Below are 25,796 nucleotides of genomic sequence, written 5' to 3' on the forward strand. Positions count from 1 at the left end.
GTTCTCGGACGGAGCGATCCCGGTCCCCTCCGGGGTCGCTCCTGCAATTCGGAAAGGAACGGGGATGACCGGCTTTGTCGTCCGAAAACTCGCTTCTGTCGCGCTGCTGCTCCTCGCCATCACGGCCGTCGCGTATGTCCTGATCTATAGCGGCGGCGCCAACATCTCCCGCTCGATCCTGGGAGAGCTGGCCACCGCGGAGCAGGTGGCGGCCAAGAATGCGGAACTCGGCCTGGATAAACCGCTGCCGGTTCAATACGGCAACTGGCTTGCCGGCGCGGTCCGGGGCGATTTCGGCCGTTCCTGGTTCAGCTCCGAGCGCGTATCCGATGCGATCCTGTCGCGCCTCGGCGTCACGCTCTCCATCGTCTTCGCAGCCATTCTGGTATGCACGTTCATCAGCATCGCGATGGGCGCCTTCGCAGCCGTCCGGCGCGGCTGGTGGGACAGGGCCGTCCAGATCGTCGCGGTGGGAGGCGAGGCCCTGCCGAATTTCTGGGTAGGCCTGCTTCTGGTCGCCACCTTCGCGATCTCCATGCGCGTCTTTCCTGCCACCGGTTTCATCCCGATCACTCGGTCCCCGCTCGGCTGGCTCAGCACGATCGCCCTGCCGGTGACCGCCCTGGTGATCGGCGGCGTGGCCTCGGCGGCCGCGCAGGTTCGCGGCGCGCTGATCGACGTCCTGAACCGCGACTATATCCGCACCCTGCGGGCACGCGGTTTGCCGGAGAGCCGTGTGATCCTGCGCCACGCGCTTCGCAACGCGGCGCCTGCCGCCATCACCGTTTTGTCCCTGCAATTCATCGGCATGATCGGCGGAGCGGTGATGATCGAGAAGGTCTTTGCCCTGCCCGGAATGGGCACCCTGGCCATCGAGGCCACGGTGCGTGGCGACATTCCCGTCATCATGGGTGTTCTCATCACCATGGTGCTGATCGTGGTCATCGTGAACCTCTTCGTCGATCTGGCCAATGCGTGGTTGAACCCGAAAGCGAGGGCGGCGTGAGCACGACGGATCTACAGGCTTCGGCCCCTTCGCTCCCCAGCGTTGCCCGGGGTCGCGCGGTGCTTCGGCGGTTCCTCAGCAATCCGCTGGCCCTGATTGCCAGCATGCTCTTTCTTCTCATCGTCCTCACGGCGGTGCTCGCGCACTGGATTGCCCCCTTTGGTCCGAATTACACGCGCCTCGCGCTGGTAACGGCGCCGCCGGGTGGCGAATTCTGGCTCGGCGGCGACGGGGCGGGGCGCGACGTTCTGAGCCGGCTCATCTATGCAAGCCGGCTGACCCTGTCCGGCTCCTTTCTGACCGTCATCGTCGCAGCCACCCTCGGCGTCAGCACCGGCCTCATTGCCGGCTATTTTGGCGGCTGGTTCGAACGCGTCGGGGACTGGCTCGCGAACTTCCTCATTGTTCTTCCCGGCACGATCGTGCTCGTGGCCATGTTCACGCTGATCGGGCCCAACATCTTCATCACCATGGTGGTGCTGGGCATCCTGATCGCGCCGAACTTCTTCCGTCTGGTGCGCAATCTCGTCCTGTCGGTGCGCAGCGAACTCTATGTCGACGCCGCCCGCGTGTCCGGCTTGTCCGATGCGCGCATCATTCGGCGGCACATTCTGCCCGTCGTCCGCGCGCCGATCATCATCATGGCCGCTTCCGTTTGGGGCATCGCGATCGTGGTGCAGGCCGGCCTCGAATTCATCGGGCTGGGCGATCCTTCCACGCCGACCTGGGGCAGCATGCTGCTCGACGCCTACAACAACATCTACATTGGCCGGCATCTGCTTCTGCCGCCGGGAGTTATGATCGGCGTTACCGTCGGTTCGCTGATCCTCATCGGCAATGCCCTGCGCGATGCCCTTAACGGCGACGACGTCCTGCCGCGAGCCCGGCGAACGGCCGCCATGCCGGCATCGGCAAGTGCGCGGGCGACGCAATCTGCACCCGACGCCTTGCTGGAGGTCAGCGGCCTGTCGGTCGGCTATGCCGGGCGGGACGGCAACACAACGACGGTCGTGAAATCCGTCAGCTTCACCATCGCCCGCGGCGAAATCCTCGGCCTCGTGGGGGAGTCGGGCTCCGGCAAGACCCAGACGGCTCTCAGCATCCTGCGGCTGCTGCCGGAAGGCGGGAAGCTGACCGGCGGCAGCATCTGGCTGGAAGGCCAGAACCTGATCGATGTCCCGGAAAGCCAGATGCAGGCCATCCGTGGCCGGCGTATCGGCTACATCCCGCAGGAGCCGATGAGCAATCTCGATCCGCTCTTCCGGATCGGCGATCAGCTCTGCGAGCCCCTGCAGGTGGTTGGCGGTCTCTCGCGTCGGCAGGCCGAGGAAAAGGCCCTGGCCCTGCTCGAGCGCGTCGGCATCGCCGATCCGCGTCGCGCCTTCAAGAGCTATCCGCATCAGATCAGTGGTGGCATGGCGCAGCGTGTGCTGATTGCCGGCGCGCTTTCCTGCGATCCCGACCTGCTGATCGCCGACGAGCCGACCACCGCGCTCGACGTCACCGTGCAGGCCGAGATCCTCGATCTCATTCGCGATCTCAAGGCGGAGCGCAATCTCGGCGTGCTGCTGGTGACGCACAATTTCGGCGTGGTGGCCGATCTCTGCGACCGGGTCGCGGTGATGCGTAATGGCGAGATCGTGGAGCAACGCCCGGTTCTCGACATCTTCGCCCAGCCCCAACACGACTATACGCGCACGCTCCTGGGGTCGACGTTGGAGGGCGCCCCCCTTCGTCCGCCGCTGGTTCCGCGTCCGCCACGCCAGACCCTTGCCTTGGCCCAGGAGGTCACGTCTTGAACACGCTGCACGATGCGAGCGGGATCTCAGATCTCCTGGAAGTGAAGGACGTGGTCGTCCACTACGGGCGCTATCTCGCGCTCCGGAACGTGTCGATCTCCATCGCTCCGGGGGAGACCCTGGGTCTGGTCGGGGAGTCGGGCTCCGGCAAAAGCACGCTGGGGCGTGCCGTGCTCGGGCTCGCCCAGGTCTCCTCCGGCAGCATCCGCTATCTCGGCCGTGAGATCAGCCAACTCAATCGTGCCGGGCGCAAGCAATTGTCCCGCGAGATCCAGGTGGTGTTTCAGGATCCCTATACATCGCTGAATGCCATGCTCACGGTGGGCGACATCCTGGTCGAACCCTTGCTCGTCCAGGGCATTTCCGGCGTCGAGGCCCTCCGGCGGGTTCAGGAACTGCTCGACCAGGTAAGGCTGCCGTCCGACGCCGCCAGCCGCTTGCCGCGCGAGTTTTCCGGCGGCCAGCGGCAGAGAATTGCCATCGCCCGGGCCCTGGCGATCAATCCGCAGTTGATCGTCTGCGACGAACCAGTCAGCGCCCTCGACCTGTCGACGCAGGCTCGAGTGCTCGACCTCTTCATCGAGATCCAGGAGCGCACCGGCGTCGCCTATCTCTTCATCACGCACGACCTTGCCGTCGTGCGTGCGATCAGTCACCGCGTGGCTGTGATGAACAAGGGCGAGATCGTCGAACAGGGCCCGGCCGACTTGGTCACCAGTACGCCCCGACAGCACTATACCAAACGGCTGCTGGCGGCGGCGCCGGTGCCCGATCCCGTCGCCCAGGCGGAACGCCGTCGCGAGCGGCTGGCGCTGGAAGGCTAGCCGCGCTAGTTCGGCGTCAGGCGCAGCAGCCGTCCGGGGTTGTCGTCCTCGATGACCCAGAGCGCGCCGTCGGGGCCGACGGCGACGTCGCGGATCCGGGCGCCCATGTCCCAGCGGTCGGCTTCGTCCGCGCCGCCCTTGTCGTCGAAGGTCACGCGGACGAGGGCGGAGGCGGCGAGGCCGCCGATGAAGGCGGAGCCGCGCCAGTTCGGGAACATCGTCCCCTCGTAGAAGGCAAGACCCGCTGGGGCGATGACGGGCGTCCAATACAACACGGGCGCCGTGAATTCCGGTCGCGTCGCGTGGCGCGGGATGGGCGTGCCGTTGTAGTTGTCGCCGTTCGAAACGAGCGGCCAGCCATAATTGCGGCCGGGCTCGATCCGGTTCAGCTCGTCGCCGCCGCGCGGGCCCATTTCGTGCAGCCAGAGCCCGCCGTCCGGCGCGAAGGCGAGGCCGTAGGGATTGCGATGGCCCGTGGTCCAGGTCTGCGCCGGCACGCCGCCCTCCCTGGCATGCGGATTGTCGGCCGGCGTCGATCCGTCCAGGTTGAGGCGAAGCAGCTTGCCGCGCGCCTGGGCCGGATCCTGCGCCGTCTCTGGCCGCATGCGATCGCCCACCGTCAGGAACAGGTGCTTGCCGGCCGGATCGAAGGCGATGATGCCGCCGGGCTGTCCACCGCCACCGGCCGGCGACTGCCGCCAGATCACCTCGAAATCGTCCAGGTTGGCCTTGTTCGGCGCGGTCGCGAGGGTGGCGCGCGCCAGCGCCAGCCGGCTACCTTCTCCGGCCGGCTCGACATAGGTGATGTAGATCTTTCCGTCCGACCGGAAGCCGGGCGACACGGCGACGTCCAGAAGCCCGTTCTGGCCGCCGGCGGCGACCTTCGGAACGTTGGTGACCCGGGTCTTGCGGCCGTTCCGCGTCACCAGGAAGAGCTTGCCGGGCTTTTCGGTGACCAGCAGGTTGCCGTTCGGCAGGAAGGCGAGGGCCCAGGGCGTATCGAAGCGGGTGATCTCCTTGGCGACGAACGGTTTGGTCGGGTTCGTCGGGCGGTCGCCCGCATTGATGCTCTCCGCCTGGGCCAGACCGGTCAGAGCCGCCCAAACCGCGATCACCGCCAAGATCTTCATGCCTGTTCCTTCAATCCGCCGCCGTCATCCGGGCAATACTGAACTAGCCATCGCCCGGAGCATAGTTCATCGGCGGCGGCGCGGTTCCCCGCACCGGCGCCTTGACGGTCAGCAACCGGCCCGACAAGGGCGCGTTCTCCAGAACCTCGCGCGCCAGATCCATGCGGGCCGTCGTCACATGCAGGGTGCCGTCGGAGCCATCGGAAAAGGCCAGCCCGGTGGGCCGCGGCACGGGCAGGGCGATGACGTGGTCGATCTCGCCGACATGGGTCAGCCGGGCAATGCTCCAGCCATCGTACAACGCCACCCACAAGCGCCCATCCGCGTCCACGGCCAGTCCGTGCGGTTCGCCCGATGCCTTCGATATCCGAGCCAGAATGCGAGGATTGGGCGAGGCCTGCGTCAGCGAATAGATCAGGCCGCGCTGCGGCACGGAGGCGTAGAGCGTGCCGCCGTCCGGAGACCAGACCATATGCTCGACATGGGCTGCGAGGCTCCAGCTTTCGACGATCTCGCCGCTGGCGGCCATCGTGCCGATCTTGGTTCTGGCTTCATATTCGCAATAAATCGCGCCGAACGGCGTTCCATCCGCGCGGACCGCCAGACAGGTCAGGTTCTTCAATGGTTCGAACCGGCGCTCATGCGCCAATCCGTTTTCGTCCACCAGCAGAAGCGAGCCCTTGGCAAAGGCGACCGCATACCGACTTGTGTGTCCTACCGCATCGATGGCGACTTCCGACGTGAAGCCATGCGCGCGCGTCGTCGCTTCGCTCGAATGCAGGCGGGGCGCAAACCTGTCCGCCCAGTGCAGGCACTGTCGCCCGGCGTCCCAACTCGGCGACACGCCATGCAATGCGGGATCCCGATGACCCGGATGGGCCGCAGGCCAGTCGGCCGGATGGGCCGGCGTCGGAACCGGACTGCGCAGGAGCTGGGCGATATCGTGCGCCACCTGCGCCACTTCCGGCCCGAGCCGCTCCACCCGCTCGTTCGTTACGCGATAGGTTGGCCCGGCAAGGCTGATGGCGGCCACGGGACGGCCGGCACTATCGAGTATCGGCGCGCCCACGCAACGCGTCCCGATGGCCGCCTCCTCGTCGTCGATCGCGTAGCCGCGCTGACGAATGATCCGCAATTGCGAGCGCAGGAGGTCCGGATCCGTGATCGAATGTTTCGTGCTCGAGCGAAAATTCATTCGGGCGATGAGCGCCTCGACGTCGTGCTCTGGCAGGAAGGCCAGCACCGCCTTGCCCTGGCTGGTGGAATGAAGCGGTTTCCGGATGCCAAGCCGCGCGGCGTCCTTATGTGGATGTGGGCCCTCGAACTTGCCCAGGGCCAGCATCTGGTCGCCCTGGAGCACGCCGAGATGCGTTGTTTCGCCGGTGATGTCGCGCAATCGCCGCAACTCCAGCGAGGCCGTCGTCACCAGATCTCCGGACGACCAGACGTTCTGGGCCAGCTCGATGAAGCGGAATCCCAGCGTGTAGGTGTTGCTCCTGGGATCAAGCCTGAGGAAGCCATGCGCCGTGGCCGCGCTCAAAATGCGATACAGAGTGGCGCGCGGCCAACCGGTCTGGCTGCTGAGGCCGGCAACCGTGACATCCCCCGGGCTTTGCCCCACGATGTCGAGCACGACAAAGAGCTTTCGCAGCAAAGCCGTGCCAGGAATGGTCTTTTCCAAGACTGTCGAATCCTTCCCGGATCATGCGGTCCCGTAGTCGATCCCGACAGGATAGGCTGCGAAATATGCAATCTCAAAGCCTGGAGTTGACAGCGCTTCTCACGATGTGGGCGGACGATCCATCCACGCATCCTCTGTTGTGTTTGGGCGTAAGGGAAATGCTCGGCTCTGCGAACTCGATCGAGTCGCAGAGCCGATCGTGGCGCGCGTGGCCTCTGTGACGGGCGGCAGGTTCGCGTCGGAAGTCTGCCGGCCCGCCGATCAACCTTTGACGCCGCCCGTGACCGCGCCGTGGACGATGTATCTCTGGGCGAAGAAGAACAGGATCAGCGTCGGCAGCATCATCAGGACGCAACCCGCCATCAGGTTTCCCCAGTCGGTCGTGTATTGCTGCACGAACATCTGTATTCCGACGGGAACCGTCAGCGAGTTCGCGGTCCTCAGAAACACGCTCGCAATGAAGAACTCGTTGAATGCCGCGAGGAACGAGAAGACGGAGATCACCGCGACGCCGGGACCCGAGAGGGGGATGACGATCCGCCATAGCGCCCCCAATTGCGAGCATCCGTCGATCCGCGCCGCCTCCTCGATCTCCGTCGGTATGCTGTCGAAATAAGATCGCGACATCCAGGTGACGAAGGGCAGGTTGAAGACGGTGCAGAGGATGATGACCGGTATCGGCGTGTTGATCGTGCCGAGCTCCCTGAAGATCGGGAAGACCGGGATGAGAACCAGCACGACCGGAAACATCTGTACGACGAACAGGCTGTACGAGAAGACGGTCAGCAGCGGGCTGCGATAGCGCGACATCGCATAGCCTGCCAGCAACGCCAGCACGGCGGACAGCACGGTCGTGCCGAGGGCTATCGTCAGGCTGTTCGCGAGATAGGTGAAGAAAGGCGTTCTCGCGAGCACCGTCTCGTAATTGGCCAGGGTCAGCGATGTCGGAATAACCCCGGCGGTGCTGGACATGTTCGAGGTCGTCTGGAACGACCCCAGGATTACCAGCATCACCGGAATGTTCATGAGGGCGACGGCGGCCCAGGCCACGCCGCTCAGGGATAGTCGGGAATACCACGTCATGCGGTTCATTTGGGCTGCCTCTGCTGGCGGAGGCTCATGACGATGAGGACCATCAGGACGACCAGGGTCATGATGGCGATGGCGGTGCCAAGGCCGACATTGGAGCGCTTGAACGTGTAGAGGTAGGAGAGCACGACGAGGTTCTGGGTCGCGTAGCCGGGCCCGCCCTGCGTCAGCAGCCACACCGTCTCGAAATCATTCACCGACCAGATCGCCATCATCAGGCTGAGAACGATCGAGACCGTCTTCAGCTGAGGCAGCGTGACGTTGAAAAACGTCTGCAATCGATTGGCGCCGTCGATCGCCGCGGCTTCGTAGAGCGACCGGTCGATCGCCTGAAGTCCCGCCAGCAGCGACAGCATGACGAACGGTATGCTGCGCCAGATCTTGATCACGATGACGGAGATGACGGCCCAGGTGTCGTCGCTCAGGAAGTAGACCGTGTTCTGCCCGATGGCGCGCAGGAACAGGTTCGCGAGGGCGTCCTCGCTGCCGATCACCTGCCGCCAGCCCGCCACCGCGACCACCGAGGGGATGACCCACGGCATCAGGAACAGCACGCGCAACAGACCACGGGCCGGCAGGGTTTTCTGCAGCAAGAGCGCGATGCCGAGACCGAACACATAGCAGCCGGCGATGCTGGTAACGGCAAAGATCGCCGTAAATCTCAGGGCGCTCAGAAACTCCCGGTTGGAGAAGAGGCTGACGTAGTTCGCCCAGCCGACGAAGCCGCTCGTCTTCATCAGCGAGCCTTTCGTCATGCTCAGATACATGGCGGAGACGAGAGGGAAGGCGACCACGACCACCAGAAGGATCAGCGTCGGAAGCACATAGGGCCATCCTTCGCCGATCCAGGTTTCATACCTGGACCGGGCGCGTGGGCGCCTGGTCCTGTCACTGCGCACAGCGATCGACATTACTGGCCGTTGACGATGGCTTCGAGGCGCTGCTGCGCAGCCGGGAGCAACTGATCGACCGGCTTGCCCTGCCAGATCTGCTGCACGGTCTTGGCGATGAAGCCGTCGCCTTCCACCGCGTTCAGTTCGGGGAACGACTGCTTGGCCTTGTTGTAGATCGGCTTCGCCACGGGCAGATACTGGTCGGCATACATCGTGGTGATCGGGCTCTCGGTGAAGAACGGATCCTTGCGGATCGAGGCCCGGACCGGCAGCATGCCGCCACCCGCCTTGGTCCATAGCGGGGTTTCGTTCTCCGACCACCAGCGGATGAAGGTCATCGCCTCCCTCGGGTGCTGCGTCTGGCTGTAGGCCATGATGCCGGCGTTCCATGCGGCCGTGCCCTTGTCGCCATGCGGCCCCGCTAGCGGCGGCAGGATGCCGATCTTTGCCTGCGTCTCGGCATCGGCGTTGGCCAGCAGCGACGGCCCCGAAAGGTAGAAGGCCGCCTTTCCGCTGATGAAGGCCTGGATCGCGTGGTTGCCGTCGTAACCCACCGAAGCCCGGTCGACGGAGCCGTCTGCCTGCAGCGCCGCGAGAAATTCCACGGTCTCCCGGTTTCGCTCGCTCAGCAGATCGGGCTTGCCGTCCTCGTCGAAGAAGCCGCCGTCATTGTTCTGCAGGAGCGTGATCAGGATTTTGTCGTGATCGCCCGAGGACATGATGCCGTAGACGCCATCGCCGGTGACGGCTTTCGCCGCCTCGCGCAATTCCTGCCACGACGTCGGAGGCTGGATGTTGAACTTCTCGAGAATGTCCTTGCGATAGTACCAGCCCGCGAAGTCGACGGCCCAGGGCAGGGCGATGTAGTGCCCGTCGACATGATAGGTCTCGAGATTGGCCTCCGGGATGTCGGCCAGGCTGCCGTCCTTCCGCATTGCCTCGATGAGATCATCGATGGGAAGGATGGCATCCTGGGAGTGGAAGTAATTGGGCTGGAAGCTTGCCCCCGTCGACACGTCGGGAGCGGAGCCCGAGGCGACGGCCGTCACGAAAGTCTCGAACCAGTTCGTCCACGGTACGATCGTGAGCTCCACCTGGATGTCGGGATGCTCGTTGTTGAACCGATCGACCAATTGCTGGGCGACGACCTGGTAGGAGGCATTGCCCCACTGAAGATCCCAGAAGCGGAGCGTAACGGGGGCTGCCATCGCCGGTGCGGATGAGAGCGTAGCCGCGGCAAGCGCAAGCATCGCGGCGCCGTGCTGCAGGATAGTGCGACGTCGAAGGTTCATGGTCTCCTCCCATGTTGAACCGACACATCCAATTTGTGCTGGGCCAGTTGTTGGATGGCCCAGCCAGCCGGGTCGCGCTTTCGCGACCCGGCCGTCGTGCTTGATCAGTCCTTCAGGAAGATCTCGATCACCGGAACGACTGCATCGGGCCTCTCATGCGGAAGCTCGAGCGTGACCATGCCGTCGTCGCGGAATTTCTCGATGTTGAGGTAGTTCCAGCCGAAATCCGCGATCTTGATGTCGCTGCCGTCGTGGAGGAACTGCGCGTGGCGGATCTTCCCCTCGAGGCCGGGGAGGTGCACGTGGCGGAATGGCCAGGCAAAGAGGTGGACATAGAGGCGGTTGCCGTTCTGCGTCAGCCGCGCATCCGTCGGGGGATCGAACTGCGAGGGGCCGCAGCCGTAGATGCTTCGGCTATGCAGATCCATCCACTTCGCATAGACGTCGAGCTCCGCCAGCGCCCGGTCGTTGAAGCGCCCGCGGGCGGTCGGGCCGATGCCGTACAGCATGTTCGACCCGACCGAGACCAGGTGGATCAGGGTCTGGACGATCTGGGCCGCTTCCTTCTCGTGGTTGAAGGCCCGTGCCGTCGACGAATAGGCCCACTGGTCGGAGAAGACGATGCAGGTTTCCTGCGGAATGGTCTGGGCGCTCATCTTCTTGCGCGACTGCGGAATGAACTGCTCCGGAGTATCGAAGTCCGGCAGGATCCCGCTTTCCTTGGGAAGTCCGAGGCGATTGTTGATCACCATGTCGGGCTGCAGCTCCCGGGCCAGCGCGTGGAGCTTCTCGCTTTCCCAGTCCTTGGCTCCCTTGCCCATCCAACGCTCGTGGATCACCTGGCCAGGCACCGGGATTTCGTAAGAGTAGTCGAACCACATCAGGTCGATCTTGCCGTAGTTCGTCAGGAGCTCGCGCACCTGGTTGCGCATGAACTCGGCGTAGACCGTCATGTCGCGCGTCTTGTTCATTTCCTCGATTTCGGCGAGGGGGCGCGGCGCCATCGGGGTCTTGGGGTCTTCGCGGGTTCGACACAGCGGATGGACGCTGTCGATCGGGAATTGCTCGTGGTGCCAGTCGATCAGCGAATAATAGAGCCCTACCTTGATCCCTTCTTTCCGCAGCGCATCGACATAGGGCGCGATGACGTCGCGGCCTGCCGGCGAATTCGTGATCTTGTAATCGGAATAGGCAGTATCCCAGAGCGAGAAGCCGTCATGATGCTTGGTGGCCAGGATCGCGTAGCGAATGCCGGCCTGGCGCAGGAGCCGCGCCCACTCATACGGATCGTAGAGATCGCCTTCGAAGACCGACTGATAGCGGTCGTAGTCAGCGCAAGTATTGAGACCTCGCTGGAGACCCCAGGAGGCCTCCTTGCCTGAATGCGAGTAGATACCCCAATGCAGGAAGACGCCGAAGCGGTCGTGGACGAACCACGCCTTGGGATCTGCATCGAGTGCTGCTGCGGTAGACATCTTAGGTGAGTGCTCCCTAGTTCTGGTTTGTTGGTCTAATGGTCCAACCAGCAATTTGATCATTGTCCCCTTGATCTTGCCTGTCAAGGTTATGGATAGGGTCGGATTAGATCTCGTTTGTAGAGTTGGTAAGAATTACTGACCAATATCGGTGGTTCAGCATGGCGCAGTTGTTCGTTCCGTTGCGCGAGAAGCGAACGGATCTAAGAAATGATGCGCGGCGCGATGTGTGAGCGGTCTATTCTCTAAAGAAGACCAGGATCACGGTTTTCGCGTAGGGGAGAGTGGGCGCAGCTGGGGCGATGTGCATCGAGGGACCTAACGTTTCGAAAGAAAAGTAAGTCAGCCGTCAGTCGCTTCAAGCTGGCCAACAGGTCCAGCCACTTGATCATTAGTCCTATTGAGGCATACTCGTCAATGATGAAACCGGGTAAGCTGCGTTTGCCTTGCTGGACAACGACAGGTCGCGCGACTAGCTTCAGACAAGGTGAACGAACAGCGCATCTAAGGCATTGAGATAAATGAGTAATCCTCCTAGGGGTGAGGATATCGCCCATATGCGCCTGCCTCAACTTGAGACGACCCGCCTCTATCGTCGGATCGCCGAGCTTCTCGAGACGCGGATCGACCAGGGCCTGTTTCCGGTCGGAACATTTCTTCCGTCCGAACGCGAGCTCGCCGAACAACTTGGCGTCAGCCGCACCTCGGTCCGCGAGGCCCTGATTGCCCTGGAGGTCACCGGGCGCGTCGACGTGCGTCAGGGGCATGGCGTCGAAGTGCTGGCCGGGAAACAGCGATCGGTTCGACAATCCAGTGACCTGGACATCGGTCCAATCCAGATCCTCGAAGCGCGTCGTGTCATCGAGCCGCGGATCGCGGAGCTGGCGGCGGCCAATCACCGCAAAGAGAACCTCGATGCCATGCGAGCCGCGATGGCGCTCCAGGCCTCCGCCTCTTCGGCGACGGTGGAAAATTACCGCGAAGGCGACCGCGAGTTCCATCTGGAGATCGCTCGCGCCAGCGGCAATCCGGCCTATCAGGTCGTGGTCGACAAGCTGTGGGAGTATCGAACCAAGCCCCTGTTCGAGCGCTTCGAAAGGCTTCTGGTCGGACCGGATCGCCCGCGCGATACGGCCACGGAGCACGAGGCCATCTACGCGGCGATCGAGGCTGCGGATACCGCCGCCGCCGGGCGGGCGATGAAGCAGCACCTCGACGCCGTGCTCAGTGCCTTCATCAAGGGCTCCGCCGCCGACTAGACCTTCCACGCGCGCTCGCGGGGAGGGGGAATGGCGTAGGTGCCGATTGAACCACGCGGCGCCGCGCCCCTCCTGTCGCGCGCTCAGCGATTGCGCATGGCGCGGGAGAGGAAGCTGCGCGTGCGCTCCTGCTGCGGGTTGCGCAGGACGTCGCGCGGGGTTCCGTCCTCGAGAATCCTCCCATCGGCCATGAAGATCACGCGGTCGCCGACATCCTCGGCGAAAGCCATCTCGTGGGTGACGACCAGCATGGTCATGCCGTCCTTGCCGAGCTCGCGCATGACCTTCAGGACTTCGTCGACCAACTCCGGGTCGAGCGCCGAGGTGACCTCGTCGAACAGCATCAGTTTCGGCTTCATGGCGAGTGCGCGCGCGATCGCCACGCGCTGCTGCTGGCCGCCGGAAAGCTGGCTGGGATAGTGGCCGGCGCGTTCGGCGAGGCCGACGCGTTCGAGCAGGGCCATCGCCATGTCGCGGATCTCGGCCTTCGAGCCGCGACGGTGGGCGAGCGGGGCCTCGCAGACATTCCCGAGCGCCGTCATGTTGGGGAACAGATTGAAATGCTGGAACACCATGCCGATCTGGGCGCGCTGCTGGCGCAGCAGCCGCGCCGACACGCGGGCCGGATCGTCGCTGCCGATCTGCTCGCCATTGATGCGGATGGCGCTGCCGGCATCCGGTGTCTCGAGATAGTTGACGCAGCGCAAAAGCGTCGACTTGCCGGAGCCCGAGGCGCCGATGAGGGAGACCACCTGTCCGGGCTCGACCCTCAAGTCGATCCCTTTCAGGACCATCTGCTCGCCCCAGGATTTACGCAGATTGACGATCTCGAGCATGAAACGGCTGCGGTTGGCGGAAGCGTTGGGGTCGATGGAATCCATCAGCATGTCTCTTGTCGTGCTCAAGGAAGGCTCACGCGGCGCTGAACCCAGGCCTGAAGCAGGGCAAGCAGCGAGCTCAGGGCGAGATAGGCGACGGCGGCAAAGGCGAGGAACTCCACCGACCTGTAGGTCTCGGTGATCTTGGCCATGCTTTCGGCGGTGAGTTCGTTGACCGCGACGATCGAGGCGATCGAGGTGGCCTTCATCGTCACGATGGCGCGGGTAAAATAGGGCGCGCAGAGCACTGGCAGCGATTGCGGTACGAGGATCCGGCGGGTGAAACGCCAGGGCGACAGGCCCAGTGCCTCGGCCGCCTCATACTGCCCCCGGGGCACCGCCATCAGCGCGCCGCGAAAATCTTCCGACAGATAGGCGGTGGTGACGAGGGTCAGGCCGATCATCGCCGCCACGAACGGCGGAACGAAGACGCCGAGCGCCGGCAGGCCGTAGAAGGTGAAGAAGAGGATGACCAGCAGCGGCAGCGAACGGATGACGTTGACATAGGTCGCGCCCGTCGTTCGCAGCAGCCTGTTGCGGGAGAGGCGCGCCAGCGCCACCAGGAGCGCCAGCGGCGTGCAGAGCGCCATGATCGCCAGGAACAGCCAGATCGTCGTCTCGACGCCCTGGATCAGGGGATCGATGTTGTCGAGCAGGATAGCGGTGTCGAAATTCATGCCGCGCGCCTCCGGGCTTGGCCCCAGTGCCTTTCGCACCACGTCTGAATGGCGATCAGAACCGCGTCGATCAGGCCGTAGATGACGGCGACGCCGATCAGGATCTCGAAGGGGCGGTTGGTCGCCACGATCGCCTGATTGGCCCGGGTGACGAGTTCCATCACGCCGATGGAACCTGCAAGCGCAGTGCTCTTCACGATGTCGGTCGCATTGGAGATGTAGGGTGGCACGATGACGGTCATGGCCTGCGGCAGGATGATACGGCGCAGGGCCCGAAACGGCGGAATGCCCATCGCGGCGATGGCCTCGTGCTGGCCGCGCGGCACCGCGCGCAGGCCGGCGGCGACGATCTCCGCGCAGATGAAGGTGTTGTAGAGGGTAAAGCCGAAGATCGCGGCCGGCAGCGGATCGAGCCGCCAGTCGAAGGCGATCGGCAGGATGTAATAGGCGCCGAAAAGGATGATCAGGGGCGGCACGCCTCTCGCCAGCCAGCTGAGGCAGGCGACGGCGAGCCGCAGCCACCGGTTTTTCGCCGTGAGGGCGAGACCCGCCACCAGCGCCAGGGGCGCGCTGATGGCGAGTACCGACACGATCAACGCAAGCGTCAGCCAGAAACCTTCCAGAATGTAGGGACCACGGTGCAACCAGACTGAAAGGTCCAAGGCGATCACTCTTTCCGATCAGTAGGCTAGCTTGCTCAGCAGATCGGACGTATCCGGCACGCCCCATTTCTCGTTGATGGCCTTCATCGTGCCGTCGGCGCGATATCGGGCGATCAGGAAATTGACGGCGTTGAGCAGATCGGCCTCGCGGTGATTGACGCAGAAGCTGGCGACGCCGACCGAGGTAGGCTCGGGCAGGATCGTGAACTTGTCGCCATCGGGACCTTCCATGGCGGCGGCAGCGATGTGCAGGCCGGTGCCGTACACGTCCATCTGCTTGTTGAGCAGCGCCAGACGGGCTTCGCTGATGCCCGGCAGCGAAAGGACGCCGTCCGGGGAGGCGTTGAGCTTGGTCAAGAGGCTCTGGAGTTCGACTTCGCCCTTCACGCCGCCGAGCTTCTTGCCGGCCATGTCGACATAGGACTGGATGCCCGAATCCTTGCGCACCATCGCGACGTTGACCTGAACCTGGATGGGACGGGTCAGGAAGAAGTCCTGCGAGGACAGGCGCGCATTCGTCCAGAGCGCGCCTTCGCAGCCGAGGTCGAAGCGGTTCGCCACGAGACCCGGAATGACGCCGGGCCACTCGACCTTGGCGAATTCGGGCTTGAGGCCGAGATCGTCCGCCATCTTGGTCCAGAGGTCGATGAGTGCACCCTGAAGCTCGCCATTGTCGCCGATGAAGGATTCCTTCTCGGTCTGCCCGCTGGTGGCGATCACCATCTTGCCCGGCTCGATCAGGTTCTTGAGCGGCCAGGGCTTTGGCGCGTCGAGGCTGACCTTCATGCTCGACAGGTCGATGCTGTCGGCTGATGCCGGCACCGCGGCAACGACGAGGCAGGCCGCCATGGCGAGGCCTGCGATGGTGGATTTCGAACAGGTCTTCATCGTGATCCTCTCTGGTGTTCCGGACGCCTCGCTGCGGGTCCCGTCCCTTCAGCGCGGGCTCGCCATTCCTGTGGGGCGCCTTCTGAATGACGCTTCCCAAGTCGGTGGACCTGTCCAGCTAGAGCCAACCGAGCATGAAATACAATGAAAATATTGTGAAATATATCATGAGGCCAAATATCGGTATTCATTGCTGAATTTGTCAGCAAAATGCCTCGCGGGATGCCTATGGGGCGGGCAGAAGTTGGACGATGTCAGAAAGCGACGCGGGGCGTCGCATCGGCGCCGAAGACGCGAGCGAGACGGCCTGCGGCCTCTTCCACGGCGGGCATAACGGCCGCCATGACCGCGGCAAGGTCGCCGTGTTGGCCGCAAGGTTGCTTCGGGAAGGTGCCCGTCGGCCGGCGCCGGTTGCGGCTGACGAGCCGCGTCGCTCGGTCCGCTCGGCATAGGAGCGCTCCACGATGTCAGGCGGGCTGATCCTGGGGCACCGTCGCCCCTTGAATAATTCATGCCTTGTGATATTTCATAAGAAATTCTTGTGATGTATCGTGTGGCGTTCGCGTCCGCTCGATGAGGTCATACCGTGCTCGCTGGCGTCACCCTCGACGATACCCCGTGCTCCTTCCCGGACTGCCGAAACGCCCGTGAAAAGCCCGGATCTCCGAGGCGCCTGCCGATCGCTCCCTACCGCAACTGACGATGGTCCATTCCCCATGACGCGCATTCTCGTTCTCAATCCCAACAGCTCGGTCGACGTCACGCAGTCGATGGATGCGGCGCTGGACATCCTGCGCACGCCGGGCGGTCCCGAGATCGTCTGCGCGACGCTGCGGGTAGGCCCTCCGGGCATCGAGACGCAGGAGCATGTCGAGAGCGTCGTTTTGCCGATCACGCGCTATTTCGAGGCGAACCCGGCCGACGCCTATGTCATCGGCTGCTTCTCCGATCCTGGCCTGGCGCTCGCTCGCGAGAACCTGAAGCGGCCGGTTCTGGGCATTGCGGAATCGGGGTTCCATCTGGCGACGGGGCTCGGTCGCCGCTTCGGCATCATCGCCATCAAGCAGGGTTCGATCGCCCGCCACATGCGCGCGGTCCGCAGCCTCGGCTACATGGACCGGCTAGCCGGCGACCGTCCGCTCGACATCGGCGTTACCGAGATGCAGGGCAGCGGCGTCGTCGACCGCATCGTCGAGGTGGGCATGGAACTGCGCGACCGCGATGGTGCCGACGTCCTGATCCTCGGCTGCGCCAGCATGGGCGGCTATCGGAGCGAGATCGAGGATCGGCTCGGCCTTCCGGTCGTCGATCCGACCCAGGCCGCCGTCATGCGCGCCATGAGCACGCTCTCCCTCGGCTACAAGCAGGCGGTGTGAGGTTCGTTTTGGTCGTAGCGCTCGCGGCGGGCCGGAGCGGCTGCGTTCCCTGGACCCTCTTTCGAGGCCCGGCATTGCCGGGCACCTCAGGATGATGGCGGAGTTTGGGGTATGCAGTCGGGCGGGAGGACACGGCTGCCGCTCGACCGGCGAGCTATGGCGGGAAGGAAAGGGGCCTAGAGGCTGATCTGGGCGAAGCCGGGCGAGCTCGTGAGGGCCCTGAACAGGCCCTCGCGGGTGATCTCGTTGTGCTTGATCATGATCTCGCGCGCCGCGACCGGATCGCGTGAGCGCAGCACTTCGACGATCGCCTGGTGATCGCTGATCGTTTCGTTGTTGACGTCGCGCAGGCGCGCGCCGAGGTAGAAGAAGCGCTCCAGTTCGTCGATCTGCCGCGTGATCATCAGTTGCAGCCGTTCATTGCCGGATGCCTTGGCGATGGCCGAGTGGAAGTCGCGATTGGCCTTGATGAAGCGCTGCAGGCTCGGCTGCTCGCCGCGCTCATAGACGACGTCCGCCAGCTTCTGCAGATGGTCGAGTTCGGCATCGGTGATGCGGGCGCAGGCGAGCTCGGCGGCGCCGGCTTCCAGGATCTTGCGCAGGTCGAACAGCTTGTTCAGGTCGCCGAAAGTGATCGGCACGACCTGATAGCCGCGACGCGGAAAGGTGCGCACAAATCCTTCGGAGCGCAGCGTCGCCAAGGCCTCGCGGACGGGCGTCTTGCTGACGTCGAAGCGCTGCGCCAGTTCGGCTTCCGACAATTCGCGGCCGGGCTCCAGCGCGCAGGTCAGGATCTCCGCGCGCAGGAGATTATAGACCTTGTCGGTCAGCGAAGCCTTGTCAGCCTTCTTGGGTGCGCGCGCCTTCTTCACGGTCGCCGGGATGGCCTTTTCTGCATTCTTGTCGGCGACCAAATCCATCATCCCCAAGTTTAGCCCGTCAGGCCTTCTCGGCTCGTCCGCCCATGAGGCAAACGCCGCATTATATCCTTGCTCATATCAAGCGCTACACGCTCACAATGCCCGATGCAATCCGCACGTGGCATGCGGACTCATATGCCGTCACGCACATCCTCGCGGATGCGATGAGGACGGCGGGAGGCAGTTCTCGCCGTCCTTTCTGCCTCGAGGCTAAAGCTTCAGATTGAAGCGTGCCTTGAACGCGGGCCCGCTGGACGGAACATCAGATGATCCTTCGGCGGCGCCAACGGCGTCCTTCACTCGTAGAAAGTTCGCCTAAATCCACGAATGCTGGGGCGGTCGCACGCCGTTGAGGTAATAATTCCCCACGGCATGGAATTTCCAGCGGACGGGATCGTGCAACGTGTGCGTCCGGGCATCTCGCCACAGCCGGTCCAGATTGTAGTGGCCGAGGGTCGAGCGGGTCCCGGCGAGTTCGAAGAGCTTGTTGGAGGCGCTGAGGGCCACCTCAGTCGACATAACCTTGGCTTCGGCGTTCGCGATCTTGGCTTCCGCGATCGCTGCATCGCTATTTTCAACGATCGTTCTGTCCAAGACGCGGCCGGCCCGCTCCAACAGCGCTTCCGCGGCATGCAGCCGGATCTTGAGGTCGCCGATCGCCGCGATCGTGTAGAGGTCGGCCGATGCGGTTTCCTCGCCGCTGTCGATCCATGGACGAGACTTGGTCTTGACGAATTCTATGGTCTCGCGGATCGCCGCGTCCGCTATGCCGATATCGATGGCCGAATGAATAAGCTGGCTCTGCGGGCCGACGGCGCTCGGGTTCTCGTAGACCAGATGGGCTGGCAGAACGCGAGCGGCCGGAATGTAGACGTTCTTCAGCACCACCGTTCCCGACGCCGTGGTGCGCTGCCCGAACGCCGACCAGTCGTTGATGACCTCCAGTCCCGGCGAAGCTCGATCCGCGACGGCGACCACGACGTGGCCGTCGTCATCGAGGGCGACGATCGGCACAAGATGCGCAAAGAGCGCGCCGGTGGAATAGAACTTTTCGCCAGAGACCCTGAAGCCTTCGCCATCCCGGGTGAGCCGGGTCTCGAAGGCCTCGACGTTCTTGCCCTTGAACTCGGAGAACGCGTTGCCGAGCCGATAGCCCTTCAGGACCAGGCCGAAAAGCTCCCGCTTCTGTTCCTCGGAGCCCGTTTGCCGGATCACGTCCAGGATCTCGAAGCTGTTCTGCGCGATCTGCGCCACCGACGCGTCGCCAGAGGCCAGGATGGCGAAGACTCGGCCAAGGGTCGCGAAGGAAACCCCGGCGCCGCCATACGCCTTCGGCACGGTGATGCCCCAAAGGCCGCTCTGCGAGAAGATGTCGACCTCGGCGAAGGGGAGCCGGCGCTCCCTGTCCCGCTCCGCCGCTTCCGCGGCGAAGGTGGAAACCAGCGACTGGGCAACGGAGATCGCTTCCTCGTCATTGCCGATCACATGGGCGGGGGCCGCCGGTATTTCTGGAAGCCAGCCGTCGATTCCCGGCTTGGGTTTTGCTGATGCAATTTCACTCATCCAACGTGCTCCTTCCGGCTGGCGTCCAGTTTCGAAATTGCGCGGTGCGATCAGAAGGCAGCGATGATCTGCCCCTTGTAGTGATCCGCGATGAACTGGCGCGTCTCGTCGCTGTTGAGGGCCTTGGCGAGAATTCCAATAGCCTTGTCGTCCTTGTTTTCGGGACGCGTCACGAGATACTCGCTCCACACGTTGAAGCCGTCCTGGCCGCGATCGATTAGCAGGGACTTGGAGAGGTCGAGCTTGGCCTCGAAAACATAGTTGCCATTGAGCGCCGCAAGATCCACTTCGCTCAATGCGCGGGGCAGGATCGCCGATTCAAGTTCAACGATCTTAAGATCTTTCGGATTCTCGGTAATATCCTTGATCGTCGGCAGCTTGTCGTCGGGAGCCGTCAGGACGGCCTTGCCGCTCACCTTGATGAGGCCGAGCTGCTGCAGGAGCAGCAGGCCGCGACCGCCGTTCACCGGGTCGTTCGGAATGGCGACCGTCGCGCCGTCGGCGAGCTGATCAACGGAGGTGATCTTCGTGGAGTAGGCGACGAAAGGCTCAATGTGGACCGGCACGATCGGTACAAGATTGGTGCCGCGTTCGCGGTTGTAGTCATTCAGGAACGGTCGGTACTGATAGTAGTTCGCGTCAAGCTCGCCCGAGACGAGCTGCGCGTTCGGCTGGATGTAGTCCGTGAAGACGCGAATATCGAGATCGATACCTTGCTTGGCGACAATTGGCTTCACGAACTCGAGGATCTCCGCATGGGGAATGGCCGTCGCCCCCACGGTGAGTTTTTCACCCGCATGGGCGCCCGTGAAGGTGCTGAGTGCCAGGGCAGCTGCGGCAAGAATGGATCGTACGCTTTTCATGCTCATTCTCCTTCGGGGTTTGATTGATCGGTTCAACTGCGGGAAAAGCGCCGGACGACGCGGTCGCCCGTCATTTGAATGAGCTGGACGAGCACGATCAGGATCGTGACGCAGACCAGCATGATTTCCGTCTTGAAGCGCTGGTAGCCAAAGCGGATGGCGAGATCGCCGAGACCGCCGCCACCGATGGCGCCGGCCATGGCGGTGTAGTCGATCAGGACCACCGCTGTGAGCGTGATGGCGGCGGCCAGGCTCGGATAGGCCTCGGGAAGCACGGCACGGAAAATCGTCTGGGCCGTCGTGGCGCCCATCGATTCACTGGCCTCGATGATGCCCTTATCGACCTCGCGCAGAGCCGTCTCCACGAGCCTCGCGAAGAAGGGCGCCGTCCCGACCACCAGGGGAAAGATGACGCCACGCACGCCGAGCGAGGTGCCGGTGACGATCACGGTCACCGGCATCAGGACGATCAGCAGTATGATGAAGGGGACGGAGCGAATGATGTTGAGGACAAACGATATCCCGCCATAGGCCACCGGCTGTTCCAGCGCCTGGCGCCGGCCCGTGAGAAACAGGAGGATGCCGAGGGGAAGGCCGATCAAGACGGTGAAAACAAGCGATCCCGCGAGCATGGCCAGCGTCTGGCCGAGCGCGCGAAAGATGTCGCTCCAATAGATCGCGTCAAACGACATCGGCGATTTCCTCCGGCGTCACCCGTTCGACGTGGACGCCGGCATGGCGGAGCACCTTGACCGCGCCATTCTCGTCCCCGCCAAAAAAACGCACGACGAACTTGGCGTACCGAACTTCACGGACATGGCCGACGCGGCCTTCAACGATTTCGAAATCCACGCCCGTTTCGCGCGCCGCGAGGCTGAGTACCGGCTTGTGTGCGGTCTCGCCCGTCAAGGTCAGCCGGTAGAGGCGCCCCGCATCCCCCGCGTCCAGATCCACGACGGGATCGAGATGCTCGGCTTCGCGCACCAGCTTCAGCGTTGCCGGATGTTTCGGATGCAGGAAGACGTCGAGGGTCGGCCCGGTTTCGACGACACGGCCGTGGTCGAGCACCGCCACGCGATCGCATGTCTGGCGAATGACTTCCATTTCATGCGTGATGAGCACGATCGTCACGCCGAGATCGCGATTGATCTCGCGAAGAAGCGAAAGCACCGATCGCGTCGTGACGGGATCGAGGGCGCTGGTTGCTTCATCGCACAGCAGCACTTCGGGATCGTTGGCCAGCGCCCGGGCAATGCCGACACGCTGCCGCTGGCCGCCGGAGAGTTGCCTTGGATATTTGTCGGCATGCTCGACGAGCCCGACGCGCGCGAGCAGCCCCGAAACCTTCGTATCGATTTCGCGGCGGCGGAGGCGGCCCGCGAGTTCTAACGGATAGGCGATGTTTCCGGCGACCGTGCGGGAGTTCAGGAGATTGAAGTGCTGGAACACCATGCCGATGCGTCGCCGCAGGCGCCTTAGCTCTTCTCCCCGTGCGGAAGTAATCCGCTCGTCGCCGAGAAACACGTCGCCTTCGGTCGGTCGCTCCAGAAGGTTGATGGTGCGAACCAAAGTCGACTTGCCGGCGCCAGAGGCGCCAATGATGCCGAAGATCTGCCCCGCCGGAACTTCCAGATTGATCCCGTGAAGGGCGCGAGTGATCCCGACACGCGTGGAGAAATCGCGCGCAATGTTGACGAGTCGGATCATGGCCGGGCGACGCTCACGCCGCGAACACCGGCAGCGTCGTACCCAGGCGGCGCTTGCAACGGCACCTCGCAAAGTTCAAGAGGAGCGGACATCAGGCCTCTGCAATCGCTGCTTCGATGAGGCTTTCGCGGCGCTTTACAGCCTCGATGTCCCGGTAGGCGTCAGCTGGATGGTTCTTGGGAAGATACGGCCCATCGCCAAAAAGCTTCTCGCGAAGGGTTCCCGGCTTGTAGGCCGTCGGATAGACGCCGCGCTTCTGGAGTTCGGGAACCAGCAAGTCGACGGCCTGCTCGAAACTCTCCGGCGTCACGGCATAGGCGAGGTTGAAGCCGTCGACGTCCGTCTCTTCCGCCCATTCCTGCAGGATGTCGGCGATGGTGCTCGGGGAGCCGACAAAGACCGGACCGACGCCGCCGATCCCGCCCCATTTGGCCAGTTCATCGACGGTCCAGGTCTGTTCGTTCCCTGCGAAGTGCTCGACCATCGAAACGATCGCGTTGGTCTCGACCTTCTTCAGGGCGTCCGTCGGGGCATATTGACCGAAGTCGATGCCGCTCCACCCGGACATGAAAACCAGCGAACCGTCGTAGGAAACGTAGTTCTGGTATTCCTCGAACCGCTTCTGCGCTTTCTCGTCCGTCTCATCGATGATCAGGGTAGTCAGATTGTAGATCAGAACCTTGCGAGGATCGCGGCCGGCGGCGGCCGCCCGTTGTCTGATCTCGGATACATACGCCTTGAGAAGAGGCTTGGTCGGCGCGCCCACGAAGACGCATTCCGCGTGCGCGGCAGCAAACGCCTTGCCGGGACCGGAAGCGCCTGCCTGATACAGAACCGGCGTCCGCTGGGGCGACGGTTCGGAGAGGTGGTAGCCCGGCACGTTGAAGAACTTGCCCTTGTGGCCGATCTCATGAACCTTGCTCGGATCCGTAAAGATGCCACGCGTCGGGTCGCGCAGGACGGCGTCTTCCTCCCAGCTTCCCTCGAAAAGCTTGTAGAGCACCTCGACATATTCGGCCGCTATCTCGTAGCGGTTGTCATGATTTTGCAGCCCCGCCTGGCCGACGTTCTTCGCGCCGCTTTCGAGATAGGAGGTGACGATGTTCCAGCCGACGCGCCCCTTGGTGTGGTGATCGGCCGTCGAGAGGCGTCGGGCGAAAGTGTAGGGATGCTCGAACGAGGTCGATGCTGTGATGCCGATGCCCAGATGTTCGGTCGCGAGCGCGATCGGCGCGGCCAATTGCAGGGGATCATTGACCGGGATCTGCGCGGCCTGCTCGATGGCGTGATAGTTCGACCCTTTGTAGACGTCGTAATAGCCAATGACGTCAGCGATAAAGATGCCGTCGAAGACGCCGCGCTCCAGCGTGCGCGCCAAATCCTGCCAGTAATCGAGATCCTTGTACTTCCAGGATCTGTCACGCGGATGCTTCCACAGGCCGGGCGACTGATGGCCGACGCAGTTCATATCGAAGGCATTAAAGCGAATCTGGCGGGGCATGCGGGTTCCAACGAGGACTGATGACAGCAAGCCTAGCGGCGCCCCTTCTTAAAGATAGATAATCTATAGTTATTATCGGCTAATAGTTGGAAGATTTTTCGAAGCATAGGCGCCAAATCGAACGGGAATACGTGGATTTGGATGCGTTCTGCGCGGGGCCATGCAATGTTTACTTCAAATGATGGACTTGAGGTCCTGCGCAGTCCTGGCGGCAGGCGTCCCGGCTCCAGTGGCTGAAGGATAGTGAGCCAGCCGGCCGGACCGAGCCCTTGCTGCCCGGGGGGCAAGGGCTCGCATTGCGTTGGCGACCTCGACGCCCGGCAACTTCAAGCGCAATCGTCTGTGAGGGGAGCGGGCGATTCCGCATTGCGTGGCGGCCATTGCCGGGCATGATGGGCGCCATGAATGCCGCCTCGACGCTCCGGATCCTTGTGATCGACGACAACCGTGTTCGCGTCTCCGTCATCGAGGCGGGGCTGCGCGATGCCGGCTATGACCGGGTGACCATCATCCACGACGTCACCGACATCGCGCGGCGCATCGGCGAGATCGAGCCGGATGTCATCATCATCGATCTGGAGAATCCCAATCGCGACATGCTGGAGCACATGTTCCAGCTGTCGCGGGCCGTGAAGCGGCCGATCGCCATGTTCGTCGACCGCTCCGACACCGCCTCGATCGAGGCGGCGGTCGCCGCCGGCGTCTCGGCCTATGTCGTCGACGGGCTGCGGCGGGAACGGGTCAAGCCGATCCTCGACATGGCCGTCAGCCGATTCCGCGCCTTCTCGCGCATGGAGCGGGAGCTGGAGGAAGCCCGCTCCGAGCTCGAGGGACGCAAGGTCATCGAGCGCGCCAAGGGGATTTTGATGAAATCGCGCGGGCTTTCCGAGGCGGAGGCCTATGCGCTGCTGCGCAAGACCGCGATGAACCAGAACCGCAAGATCGGCGATATCGCCCAAAGTCTCGTGACGGCGGCGGGCCTGCTCGGGGGCGACCTTTGAGCGACCACGTCATCACCGCCGGCATCATGCCGCTGCTCGACAGCGCGCTGCTCGTGGTCGCCCGCGAAAAGGGGTTTGCCGAGGCCGAGGGGATCGAGCTCCGCCTGGTGCGCGAGATTTCCTGGGCGAATATGCGCGACCGCATGGCTGTCGGCCATTTCGACGTGGCGCATATGCTGGCGCCGATGCCGATCGCCTGCAATCTGGGGCTGACCCCGCTCGCCGTCCCGACGCATGTGCCGATGGCGCTCGGCCTCGGGGGCAATGCCGTTACGGTCTCGAACGCGCTCTGGCGGCGGATGGAGGATGCCGGCGCGAAGCCGGATCTCGATCCGGCGCTCGCGGGCAGGGCGCTGCGCGCGGTGCTGCGCGAGCGGGCAAAGGCCGGCGATCCGGTCACGCGGTTCGGCGTCGTGCATCCGCATTCCGGCCATGGCTACGAGCTCCGCTATTGGCTCGCCGCCTGCGGCATCGATCCCGAGCAGGATGTCGAGATCGTCATCCTGCCGCCGCCGCTGATGGCGGATGCGCTGGGCGCCGGCCATATCGACGGCTACTGCGCCGGCGAGCCCTGGAACTCGATCGCCGTCGCCTCGGGCGTCGGTCACATCGCCACCGTCAAGGCGAAGATCTGGCGCCTGAGCCCGGAAAAGGTGCTTGGCGTCGCCGCCGGCTGGGCGGCGGAAAACCCGCACGCGCTCGACGCACTGCTCAGGGCGCTCTATGGCGCGGCGGAATGGTGCGGCAATCCCGGAAACCGCACTGAGCTGGCGGCGCTGATGGCGGAGCCCGACTATGTCGATCGGCCGGCCGAGTGGCTGCTGCCGGCACTCACGGGCGATATCCCGACAGGCTCCGGCAACAGCGTGCTGGTGCCCGATTTCCTCGTGCCCCATGCCAAGGGGGCGACCTTTCCGTGGAAGAGCCATGCGCTCTGGTTCTATTCGCAGATGGTACGCTGGGGCCAGATCCCGGCTTCCGACCAGAACGCGGCCATCGCCAGCGAGACCTATAGGCCCGATCTCTACCGCTCCGCGTTAAAACTGCTTGGCGTGGCGTTGCCGGGGGCGAACGCCAAGGTCGAAGGGGCCCTGACCGAGGCGACGCCGGTCGGCTCGGCGGGCGCCAGCCTGGTGCTCGGCCCGGACGGGTTCTTTGACGGCGGCGTGTTCGATCCAGGCCAGCTCGAGGCTTATATCGCGGGCCAGATCGGCCGTTCCTGACGGCGGGCGCCGCGTTTCGAAATTGGCCGATACAAAAGCGGGCAGCTTGATGCATTGCATATGAATTGTGCAATGCGATGCGAAGGGCT

23 protein-coding genes are annotated in these 25,796 nt (G+C 63.7%); 7 read left to right on the forward strand and 16 right to left on the reverse strand.

Annotation, left to right across the window (positions count from 1 at the left end):
- The first annotated feature begins 64 nt into the window (after positions 1-64).
- The 3 genes from AC6HZP_RS07115 to AC6HZP_RS07125 are packed head-to-tail and all read left to right on the forward strand — an operon-like array spanning position 65 to position 3,629.
- On the forward strand, positions 65-1,006 hold the full coding sequence (locus tag AC6HZP_RS07115; protein ID WP_497525992.1) for an ABC transporter permease: 942 nt from the start codon (positions 65-67) through the stop codon (positions 1,004-1,006).
- Positions 1,003-2,805 carry an ATP-binding cassette domain-containing protein gene (locus AC6HZP_RS07120; RefSeq protein ID WP_497525993.1) on the forward strand — a complete coding sequence of 601 codons (1,803 nt, stop codon included), beginning with the start codon at positions 1,003-1,005 and terminating at the stop codon, positions 2,803-2,805. The genes AC6HZP_RS07115 and AC6HZP_RS07120 overlap by 4 nt, the downstream gene beginning before the upstream one ends.
- Positions 2,802-3,629 (forward strand): ATP-binding cassette domain-containing protein, encoded by an 828-nt coding sequence (locus AC6HZP_RS07125; protein ID WP_497525994.1) that lies wholly within the window; start codon positions 2,802-2,804, stop codon positions 3,627-3,629. Before AC6HZP_RS07120 ends, AC6HZP_RS07125 begins: the two co-directional genes overlap by 4 nt.
- 5 nt (positions 3,630-3,634) lie before the next feature.
- On the opposite strand, the gene AC6HZP_RS07130 is transcribed toward AC6HZP_RS07125, so the two are convergent.
- The 6 genes from AC6HZP_RS07130 to AC6HZP_RS07155 all read right to left on the reverse strand — a co-directional run bounded on the left by AC6HZP_RS07130 (position 3,635) and on the right by AC6HZP_RS07155 (position 11,189).
- A complete protein-coding gene (locus AC6HZP_RS07130) occupies positions 3,635-4,759 on the reverse strand; it encodes a PQQ-dependent sugar dehydrogenase (protein ID WP_497525995.1) in 1,125 nt (374 codons plus the stop codon).
- Positions 4,760-4,802: 43 nt separating this feature from the next.
- On the reverse strand, positions 4,803-6,440 hold the full coding sequence (locus AC6HZP_RS07135; RefSeq protein ID WP_497525996.1) for an IclR family transcriptional regulator domain-containing protein: 1,638 nt from the start codon (positions 6,438-6,440) through the stop codon (positions 4,803-4,805).
- Between the two features lie 261 nt (positions 6,441-6,701).
- On the reverse strand, positions 6,702-7,532 hold the full coding sequence (locus tag AC6HZP_RS07140; RefSeq protein WP_497525997.1) for a carbohydrate ABC transporter permease: 831 nt from the start codon (positions 7,530-7,532) through the stop codon (positions 6,702-6,704).
- Positions 7,529-8,353: a carbohydrate ABC transporter permease gene (locus AC6HZP_RS07145; protein WP_497525998.1), complete on the reverse strand. Its 825-nt coding sequence runs from the start codon at positions 8,351-8,353 to the stop codon at positions 7,529-7,531. The genes AC6HZP_RS07140 and AC6HZP_RS07145 overlap by 4 nt, the downstream gene beginning before the upstream one ends.
- An 86-nt stretch (positions 8,354-8,439) precedes the next feature.
- Positions 8,440-9,714 carry an ABC transporter substrate-binding protein gene (locus AC6HZP_RS07150; protein ID WP_497525999.1) on the reverse strand — a complete coding sequence of 425 codons (1,275 nt, stop codon included), beginning with the start codon at positions 9,712-9,714 and terminating at the stop codon, positions 8,440-8,442.
- A 104-nt stretch (positions 9,715-9,818) separates the two neighbouring features.
- On the reverse strand, positions 9,819-11,189 hold the full coding sequence (locus tag AC6HZP_RS07155) for an alpha-L-fucosidase (protein ID WP_497526000.1): 1,371 nt from the start codon (positions 11,187-11,189) through the stop codon (positions 9,819-9,821).
- Between the two features lie 557 nt (positions 11,190-11,746).
- Between AC6HZP_RS07155 and AC6HZP_RS07160 the strand changes: the two genes are divergently transcribed.
- Positions 11,747-12,448 carry a FadR/GntR family transcriptional regulator gene (locus tag AC6HZP_RS07160; RefSeq protein WP_497526001.1) on the forward strand — a complete coding sequence of 234 codons (702 nt, stop codon included), beginning with the start codon at positions 11,747-11,749 and terminating at the stop codon, positions 12,446-12,448.
- 83 nt (positions 12,449-12,531) lie between these two features.
- Here the strand turns inward: AC6HZP_RS07160 and AC6HZP_RS07165 are convergent, their stop codons facing one another.
- The 4 genes from AC6HZP_RS07165 to AC6HZP_RS07180 are packed head-to-tail and all read right to left on the reverse strand — an operon-like array spanning position 12,532 to position 15,553.
- Positions 12,532-13,329, reverse strand: coding sequence for an amino acid ABC transporter ATP-binding protein (locus AC6HZP_RS07165; RefSeq protein WP_497526002.1), 798 nt, complete (start codon positions 13,327-13,329; stop codon positions 12,532-12,534).
- 20 nt (positions 13,330-13,349) lie between these two features.
- Positions 13,350-14,003 (reverse strand): amino acid ABC transporter permease, encoded by a 654-nt coding sequence (locus AC6HZP_RS07170; protein WP_497526003.1) that lies wholly within the window; start codon positions 14,001-14,003, stop codon positions 13,350-13,352.
- Entirely contained in the window at positions 14,000-14,674 is a 675-nt protein-coding gene (locus AC6HZP_RS07175) for an amino acid ABC transporter permease (protein ID WP_497526004.1), read from the reverse strand. Before AC6HZP_RS07175 ends, AC6HZP_RS07170 begins: the two co-directional genes overlap by 4 nt.
- 9 nt (positions 14,675-14,683) lie before the next feature.
- Positions 14,684-15,553: a substrate-binding periplasmic protein gene (locus tag AC6HZP_RS07180; protein ID WP_497526005.1), complete on the reverse strand. Its 870-nt coding sequence runs from the start codon at positions 15,551-15,553 to the stop codon at positions 14,684-14,686.
- Between the two features lie 716 nt (positions 15,554-16,269).
- On the opposite strand from AC6HZP_RS07180, the gene AC6HZP_RS07185 reads away from it, so the two are divergent.
- Entirely contained in the window at positions 16,270-16,929 is a 660-nt protein-coding gene (locus AC6HZP_RS07185; protein ID WP_497526006.1) for an aspartate/glutamate racemase family protein, read from the forward strand.
- A gap of 176 nt (positions 16,930-17,105) precedes the next feature.
- Here the strand turns inward: AC6HZP_RS07185 and AC6HZP_RS07190 are convergent, their stop codons facing one another.
- From AC6HZP_RS07190 to AC6HZP_RS07215, 6 genes are all read right to left on the reverse strand, one after another.
- On the reverse strand, positions 17,106-17,852 hold the full coding sequence (locus AC6HZP_RS07190; protein WP_497526007.1) for a GntR family transcriptional regulator: 747 nt from the start codon (positions 17,850-17,852) through the stop codon (positions 17,106-17,108).
- Between the two features lie 312 nt (positions 17,853-18,164).
- Positions 18,165-19,412, reverse strand: a complete 1,248-nt coding sequence (locus tag AC6HZP_RS07195; protein WP_497526008.1) for an SfnB family sulfur acquisition oxidoreductase — start codon at positions 19,410-19,412, stop codon at positions 18,165-18,167.
- Positions 19,413-19,462: 50 nt separating this feature from the next.
- Positions 19,463-20,275, reverse strand: coding sequence for a MetQ/NlpA family ABC transporter substrate-binding protein (locus tag AC6HZP_RS07200; RefSeq protein ID WP_497526009.1), 813 nt, complete (start codon positions 20,273-20,275; stop codon positions 19,463-19,465).
- A gap of 32 nt (positions 20,276-20,307) precedes the next feature.
- Positions 20,308-20,967 (reverse strand): methionine ABC transporter permease, encoded by a 660-nt coding sequence (locus AC6HZP_RS07205; protein WP_497526010.1) that lies wholly within the window; start codon positions 20,965-20,967, stop codon positions 20,308-20,310.
- Positions 20,957-21,982: a methionine ABC transporter ATP-binding protein gene (locus AC6HZP_RS07210; RefSeq protein ID WP_497526011.1), complete on the reverse strand. Its 1,026-nt coding sequence runs from the start codon at positions 21,980-21,982 to the stop codon at positions 20,957-20,959. Before AC6HZP_RS07210 ends, AC6HZP_RS07205 begins: the two co-directional genes overlap by 11 nt.
- Before the next feature lie 91 nt (positions 21,983-22,073).
- Positions 22,074-23,483 (reverse strand): LLM class flavin-dependent oxidoreductase, encoded by a 1,410-nt coding sequence (locus tag AC6HZP_RS07215; RefSeq protein ID WP_497526012.1) that lies wholly within the window; start codon positions 23,481-23,483, stop codon positions 22,074-22,076.
- Between the two features lie 401 nt (positions 23,484-23,884).
- Between AC6HZP_RS07215 and AC6HZP_RS07220 the strand changes: the two genes are divergently transcribed.
- Together AC6HZP_RS07220 and AC6HZP_RS07225 are read left to right on the forward strand one after the other, a co-directional pair.
- On the forward strand, positions 23,885-24,484 hold the full coding sequence (locus AC6HZP_RS07220) for an ANTAR domain-containing response regulator (protein WP_201402962.1): 600 nt from the start codon (positions 23,885-23,887) through the stop codon (positions 24,482-24,484).
- Positions 24,481-25,707: a CmpA/NrtA family ABC transporter substrate-binding protein gene (locus AC6HZP_RS07225; protein WP_497526013.1), complete on the forward strand. Its 1,227-nt coding sequence runs from the start codon at positions 24,481-24,483 to the stop codon at positions 25,705-25,707. The genes AC6HZP_RS07220 and AC6HZP_RS07225 overlap by 4 nt, the downstream gene beginning before the upstream one ends.
- Positions 25,708-25,796 lie beyond the last annotated feature (89 nt).

The organism is Kaistia sp. SLG-1 (assembly GCF_059699055.1).